General features: G+C 63.0%; 6 protein-coding genes. 5 read left to right on the forward strand and 1 reads right to left on the reverse strand.

Annotation, left to right across the window (positions count from 1 at the left end; genetic code table 11):
* Positions 1–53 precede the first annotated feature (53 nt).
* Positions 54–566, forward strand: coding sequence for a CYTH domain-containing protein (locus tag J7G73_RS12035; RefSeq protein WP_291246428.1), 513 nt, complete (start codon positions 54–56; stop codon positions 564–566).
* A gap of 357 nt (positions 567–923) precedes the next feature.
* On the forward strand, positions 924–1,658 hold the full coding sequence (locus tag J7G73_RS12040) for a ZIP family metal transporter (protein ID WP_247643422.1): 735 nt from the start codon (positions 924–926) through the stop codon (positions 1,656–1,658).
* Between the two features lie 52 nt (positions 1,659–1,710).
* On the opposite strand, the gene J7G73_RS12045 is transcribed toward J7G73_RS12040, so the two are convergent.
* Positions 1,711–2,085 (reverse strand): desulfoferrodoxin family protein, encoded by a 375-nt coding sequence (locus tag J7G73_RS12045; RefSeq protein ID WP_087294074.1) that lies wholly within the window; start codon positions 2,083–2,085, stop codon positions 1,711–1,713.
* Positions 2,086–2,486: 401 nt separating this feature from the next.
* Here J7G73_RS12045 and J7G73_RS12050 point away from each other — a divergent pair, with 401 nt between their 5' ends.
* The 3 genes from J7G73_RS12050 to J7G73_RS12060 all read left to right on the forward strand — a co-directional run bounded on the left by J7G73_RS12050 (position 2,487) and on the right by J7G73_RS12060 (position 6,049).
* Positions 2,487–2,897, forward strand: coding sequence for an Rrf2 family transcriptional regulator (locus tag J7G73_RS12050; RefSeq protein ID WP_087179927.1), 411 nt, complete (start codon positions 2,487–2,489; stop codon positions 2,895–2,897).
* Between the two features lie 428 nt (positions 2,898–3,325).
* The gene (locus J7G73_RS12055; protein WP_291246427.1) at positions 3,326–5,365 is read left to right on the forward strand and encodes a M28 family peptidase; all 2,040 of its coding nucleotides are present in this window, start codon (positions 3,326–3,328) and stop codon (positions 5,363–5,365) included.
* Between the two features lie 6 nt (positions 5,366–5,371).
* The gene (locus J7G73_RS12060) at positions 5,372–6,049 is read left to right on the forward strand and encodes an N-acetyltransferase (RefSeq protein WP_087294070.1); all 678 of its coding nucleotides are present in this window, start codon (positions 5,372–5,374) and stop codon (positions 6,047–6,049) included.
* The last annotated feature ends 1 nt before the right edge of the window (position 6,050 follow it).

Below are 6,050 nucleotides of genomic sequence, written 5' to 3' on the forward strand. Positions count from 1 at the left end.
GGTGGCAAGCGAAATCCGCCGCCGGTGCAGGCCGCGAAAAAGGAGAAAAGACCATGGAGATCGAACGCAAATGGCTGGTGAAGGGCTGGCCCCAGGGCCTTGCCCCGGTGAAAACCTTCGTGATGCGCCAGGGGTATGTGACGACCCGCCCCACCGTGCGCATCCGCAGCGAGGAAAGCGAGGGCAAAACCGATTACATCCTCTGCTTTAAAGGCAAGGCCAGCGCGGATGGCCTGGCCCGGGAGGAGATCGAAGCGCCCATCGACCCGGCGCTCTTTGCCCGGCTGGAGGCCTTTCTGCAGCGGCCGCTCATTCAGAAAGAGCAGCGCCGCTACCGGCTGGAGGGCGGCCTTGTGCTGGAGGTGAACCAGGTGGACGCGGGCCAGCCCGGCGAGTTCTTCTACGCCGAGGTGGAATTCGACAGCGAGGACGCCGCCCGCGCCTGGCAGCCCGGCGCGCTGGCGGAGTATCTGGCCGATGAGGTCACCGGCACCCCCGGTCAGAGCATGGCCGCCTACTGGTGCGCCACCCGGGGGGATCTGGCCGACGAATACCGGGTGGAGTAATTCCCGGCGGGAAAGTTTTCCACAAAAATACGAAAAGTATTCCACGGTTTTCGACAGGTTTTCAACATCGGGGGTTTCCACCGGGTGTGGAAAACCCGGTGTTTTGTAAAATCCCTGAAAAAAAATGGTGGGAAAATGGCAAAAACCAGGTAACAGGAATTATTTTCAGCAAACAGAAGGCCCCGGCAGTTTCCTCATTGTGGAAAACCGGGGCCCTTTTCAGCGGGTTTTCCACACAAAAAAGTGGAAAGCGTTGAAAACAGGCAGGTTTCCCCCCATGGACGCAGGCGCTCCGGTCAGGAACCCCCGCCGCCCCCTTCGCATAGGGTGAGGGCAGAGGAAAGGGGGAGAGACAAGATGCACCAGATTCTGACGGCGGTCTCCATGACCGCCTTTCCCTGCCTGTGTACCGCACTGGGGGCGGGGGCGGTGTTTCTGGCCCGGCCCGCGCCCGGCGGCGGACCGGGCCAGGGGCTGGCCGGCGGTGTGATGCTGGCGGCCTGTGTGTTCAATCTGCTGCTGCCCGCGGCCGAGAGCGGGTGGCTTGCCCCGGCGGCGGGGCTGGTGGCCGGGGCGGCACTTCTGCTGCTGGCCGAGCGGCTGGCGGGTGCGCTGGAAAACGGCTCCGCCCGGCCGGGCAGGTCCGGCGGCTGGGGCGCGGCGGTGGCCATCGGGCTGCACAACCTGCCCCAGGGCATGGTGGTGGGTCTGGCCGCGGCGGGCGCAGCCGGTCAGACCGGAGCCGCGGCGGGTGCGCTGGCGCTGAGCGTGGGCATCGGCCTGCAGAACCTGCCCGAGGGCGCGGCGGTGAGCCTGCCCATCTGGCGGGCCGGGGCCGGGCGCTGGAGGGCTTTCGGCGCGGGGGTGGCCAGCGGACTGGTGGAACCCCTGGGCGCGGCGCTGGCGGCAATGCTTGCGGGCGGCGTGCTGGCCGGGCTGATGCCCTGGCTGCTGGCGCTGGCCGCCGGAGTGATGCTGGCGGCGGCGGTGCAGGAGCCGCTGGCCGCGGCGGCGCAGCAGGGGGCCGGGGGCGTTCTGGCGGCGGCGGTGGGCTTCGGCCTGCTGATGGCGCTGAACCTGGCGCTGGGCTGAAATACAGAAAAAGGCCCCCGGAGTTCTCCGGGGGCCAATGTGTTTTTCAGGGTCAGATCACGGTCTTCCACAGGCCGTGCAGGTTGCAGTATGCCCAGGCGGCTACCGGGGCCTCGCCCTCGGCCAGCGCGAATTTTACCTCCGGGGCGTCCCCGGCGGAAAGCGCCTTCTGCTGCCAGCCCTGGCTGGTTTCCAGCACGATCCACTGGATCAGGTGCTCCTCGGTCATGGGATGGGCCACGCTGCCCACACTCACCGTCACCGTGCGGCCGTTCACGGCCACCACCGGCAGGTGCTTTTCCACCGCGGCATCCACCACGCCGGGCTCCAGCAGCTTCATCTTCTCCCCGCAGCAGACCACGGGCACGCCGCTCTTGTTCAAAAAGGCAACAATATTGCCACAGTGTTCACAACGATAGAATTCCATACCAAACGCTCCTTTCCCTGCGCTCATCAATCAGAAGGGTGGTTCCCTTGTCTACCATTTTACTCGATTTTGAGCAGTTTTACAACTGCCTTATGGGCGAAAAAGCGACAATGTCACACAAAATACAGGCCGAGTTCACCGGCGGCGCAAAGAATCTTAACAAATTGTGAAATGTTGCTTGCGAATGATCGTACTTTTATTGACAAAAACAGCCATCCATACTATGATTAAACAATGAACTTTCTTTTATTTAAATCATTATTTAAATAATCCACCCGCTTTGACGGGATTCCAAAGGAATATCACTCCGCTCGCGGGCTTTATACATCCTGCCTGCGGGCGTTTTATCAATATTTGGATGAGAGAGTTTGAGAACAACGGAAAGGAGGACGCGATTTCCCATGCGTTTGCGTTTGGAAACGGATTACGGTATCCGCTGTATGCTTTATCTGGCGCAGCAGACCGATTATGCGCAGGCGGGCAAGATTGCCGCGGCCATGGATGTGCCGGAAAATGTGATTCCCCGGGTGCTCAGCCGGCTGAAAAAGGCCGGGCTGGTGCAGGCCCGCAGCGGCGTGACCGGCGGCCACAAGCTGGGCCGCCCCGCCAGCCAGATCACCATGCTGGACATCATCACCTGTATGGAGGACCACACCATGCTGGGCCGCTGCCTGGATGATACGGCAAAAACGCCGGAGCAGAGCGGCGCCATCGCGGGCATGCAGCACTACTTCTTGGAGCTGCAGCAGGTGATGGAAAATTCCATGCGGTCGGTTACGGTGCAGCAGCTGCTCGCCGAACAGCCCGCCTGAAGCGAAAACAGAACAACGGGCCGGGGAGTAAGGCCGGTGTGGCACAAGAAAACGACGGTTCTGCCGTAGGATTTTGGCGCACAAAATGTTCAAAGGGGCAGGCAAGCCACCAAGGCTTGCTCTGCCCCTTTTCGCACTTTCTGCATCCAAAATCCTGGGGCAGAACTGCGAAGCACCGGAAAAGGCCCGATTTTGATGGGAGTGCAAGGAAAAGCCTCGCAGGCACCCTTGGTGGTTGTCAAGGGGCTTTGACGCTGCAATCCCGCAAAAGCGGGCCTTTTCCGGCGTTGTTTTCTTATGTCACCCCGGCTAAGGCTCCCCGGCTTTTTGTTTTGACAAAGCCCGGCGGCTGTGATATACCAAGATTAAAATGGATTAATTTGCGCGGTCGAGCCAAACCGGCTCGCCGTTTGGAGGGGGAACCGAGTATGGAAACAATCGAACAGCAGCTGCAGGAGTGGAACCGCATCCGGCGGTATCTGGATATCTCTTATTCCTACGTGCTGGCAAAGCGGATGGAGGAGCCCCGCACCAACCCGGTGCTGGGCTACCGCACCGCCGGCAGCCGGGCCGAGTTCGAGACCGGCGAAGTGCTGGCCGCCGAGATGCGCGCCATCGGCCTTTCGGTGGAAAAGCACCGCTTTACGCTGGACGGGTGGGACTTCCACCATGCCCGACTTACTTATAAAGATGAAGAGGGCCGCGCTCACACCGCCGAGCTGGGCAGCTACCAGACCGACTTCGACACCAAGGGCCCGAAGCACTACACCCTCATTGACGCGGGCACCGGCACCGCCGCCGAGCTGGACCGGCTGGACGTGCGGGGCAAGCTGGTGCTGGTGCACATCAACCAGCGAAACGACTGGTGGATCAACTATCCGGCCTATCAGGCCCATCTGCGGGGCGCGGCGGCCATTCTGGCGGTGCAGGCGGGCGGCTACGGCGAGGTGAACGAGCAGGCGCTGAACGCCCAGAACATCTGCGGCCCTCGGCAGGCGCCGGCCTTCTCCATCTCCCGCAAGGACGCGGCCGCTCTGGCCGAAGCGGCGCACCTTGGCTTCGGCCGCTGCGCCGAGGTGACGCTGGACGCATTGTCCACCGTGATGCCCGAAACCGAGAGCTACAACATCATGGGCACCCTGCCCGGTGAGGACACCGACGAGATGGTGGTGGTGAGCGCCCACTACGATTCCTATTTTGAGGGCTTCCAGGACGACAACACCGCCGTTTCCCTGATGCTGGGCATGGCCCGGGCTTTGAAGCTGGCGGGCTACAAGCCCAAAAAGACGCTGGTGTTCTGCGCCTTCGCCGCCGAGGAATGGGGCGTGATCGACAGCCGCTACGACTGGTCCACCGGCGCTTACAATCAGATCTTCCGGGTCCGGCCGGACTGGGCGGGCCGGGTCATCGCCAACATCAATCTGGAGCTGCCCGCCCACGCCCACGGCAAAAAGCATCAGGTGCGCAGCGTGTACGAGCTGAAGCGCTTTTTAAAGGAGTGCATCCGCGCCCTGCCCCAGGAGGTGGCGAACCTCTACCCCAAGGGCGTGGGGGTCGTCTGCCCGGTGCAGACCTGGTCGGACGATTTCTCCATGGCCATCGGCGGCGTGCCCAGCATGGTGGACGAGTTCGGCGGCGGCCGGTTCATGGCCACCCACTACCACTCCCAGTTTGACAACGACGGCGCGTACGATGAAAAGGTGTATCTGTTTCACCATCTGTTCTACACCTGGGTGCTGCTGCGGCTGGACCGCTGTGTGCTGCCCCCGCTGGACTTTGCCGAGCGGCTGTGGGCGCTGGATGCCAGCCTGACCAGCCAGAAGCTGAGCCCCCAGACCGAGGGCGCCTTCCGCAAAAAGCTGGCCGAAGCCGCCCGCCGGGCGGACAAGCTCACCCGTTGGGTCTGGAAGGTGAATCAGGGCGAGGTGACGATGGAGGAGGCGGACCGCGCCGCGCTGCGCCGCCGCCTGCTGGAGCTCTTCCGCCTTGCGCAGGACTGCTTCGTGCGGCTGGACTGGAGCGAAAACGCCATCTTCCCCCACGAGAACACCCAGGCCAACCTGAACGCGCTGCACACCGCTGCCTGGCAGCTGGCCGCGGGCATGGGCAAACAGGCGGTGGAGAGCCTGTGCGACATCGACGACAACCGCTACGCCAACGCCTTTGACCCGGCGGTGGTGGATTACTTTGCGGACAAGGCCCGCAACCAGCCCCCCGAGCGGCTGATGTGGGGCGCGGGCCGCTTGCAGGAACGGCTGGCGCTGGGGAGCCTTCTGCGCCGCATCAAGGCGGAGGAAACCGCCGAAAAGCCGGACCACACCGCCGCCCTGGCCCAGGTCAAGCAGCTGAAAAAGGACCAGCAGGAGCTGCTGAAAGAAATCGTCAAGAACGAGACCGCCGACCTTGCCCGGCTGAGCAAGGCCCTCAAGCAGGCCACCGGCGAGTTTTTTGCCGGGAAAGGGGAGTGAGCCGCCGTGCAGACCGACCGACTTTACCGGGTCACGGAATACGACATCCCCAACGTGATCCGCACCCTGACCGAGTGCTTTCAGGCAGACCCCTTGTATCGCCAGCTGATCCCGGACGCGGATGTGCGCCAGCGCACCCTGCCGGAAATTTTCAACTGCGACGCCAACGAGATGCTCTCCTGCTGCAACGTGTATGCGGACAGCCACGAGGTGGGCGGGCTGGTGATTCTGGACGACGAGACCGAGCCCTACGACCCGCTGCGGTATTTTTCCACCGAGGCCTTCTACGCCCTGAAAACCGATGTGTGTCTGGTGCGGGAGGACTGGTCGCTGAAAACCCTGTGGAACTTCTTTCTGGGCCGGCAGTACCTGAACTCCCGCTGGACCGAGGAGCTGCCGGACAACCGGATGCAGCTGATCTACTTCGCGGTGCGCCCGGCCTTGCAGGGCGCGGGGGTGGGCCATAAGATGATCCAGCCGGTGCTGGACTACGCCGACGAGCACGGGCTGCTCATCTCGCTGGAGACCCACAACCCGGCCAACCTGCCCCGCTACAACCACTACGGCTTTGATGTGTACAAGACCTTGAAAAGCCATTTTGAACTGACCCAATACTGTCTGGTGCGCCAGCCCGGCGCGCCGCTGCGGCCCAAAGCACCGGCCGCCCCACAGAAAGGAATGTGAA

The sequence above is a fragment of the Allofournierella sp. genome (assembly GCF_017889395.1).
Classification (GTDB): domain Bacteria; phylum Bacillota; class Clostridia; order Oscillospirales; family Ruminococcaceae; genus Allofournierella.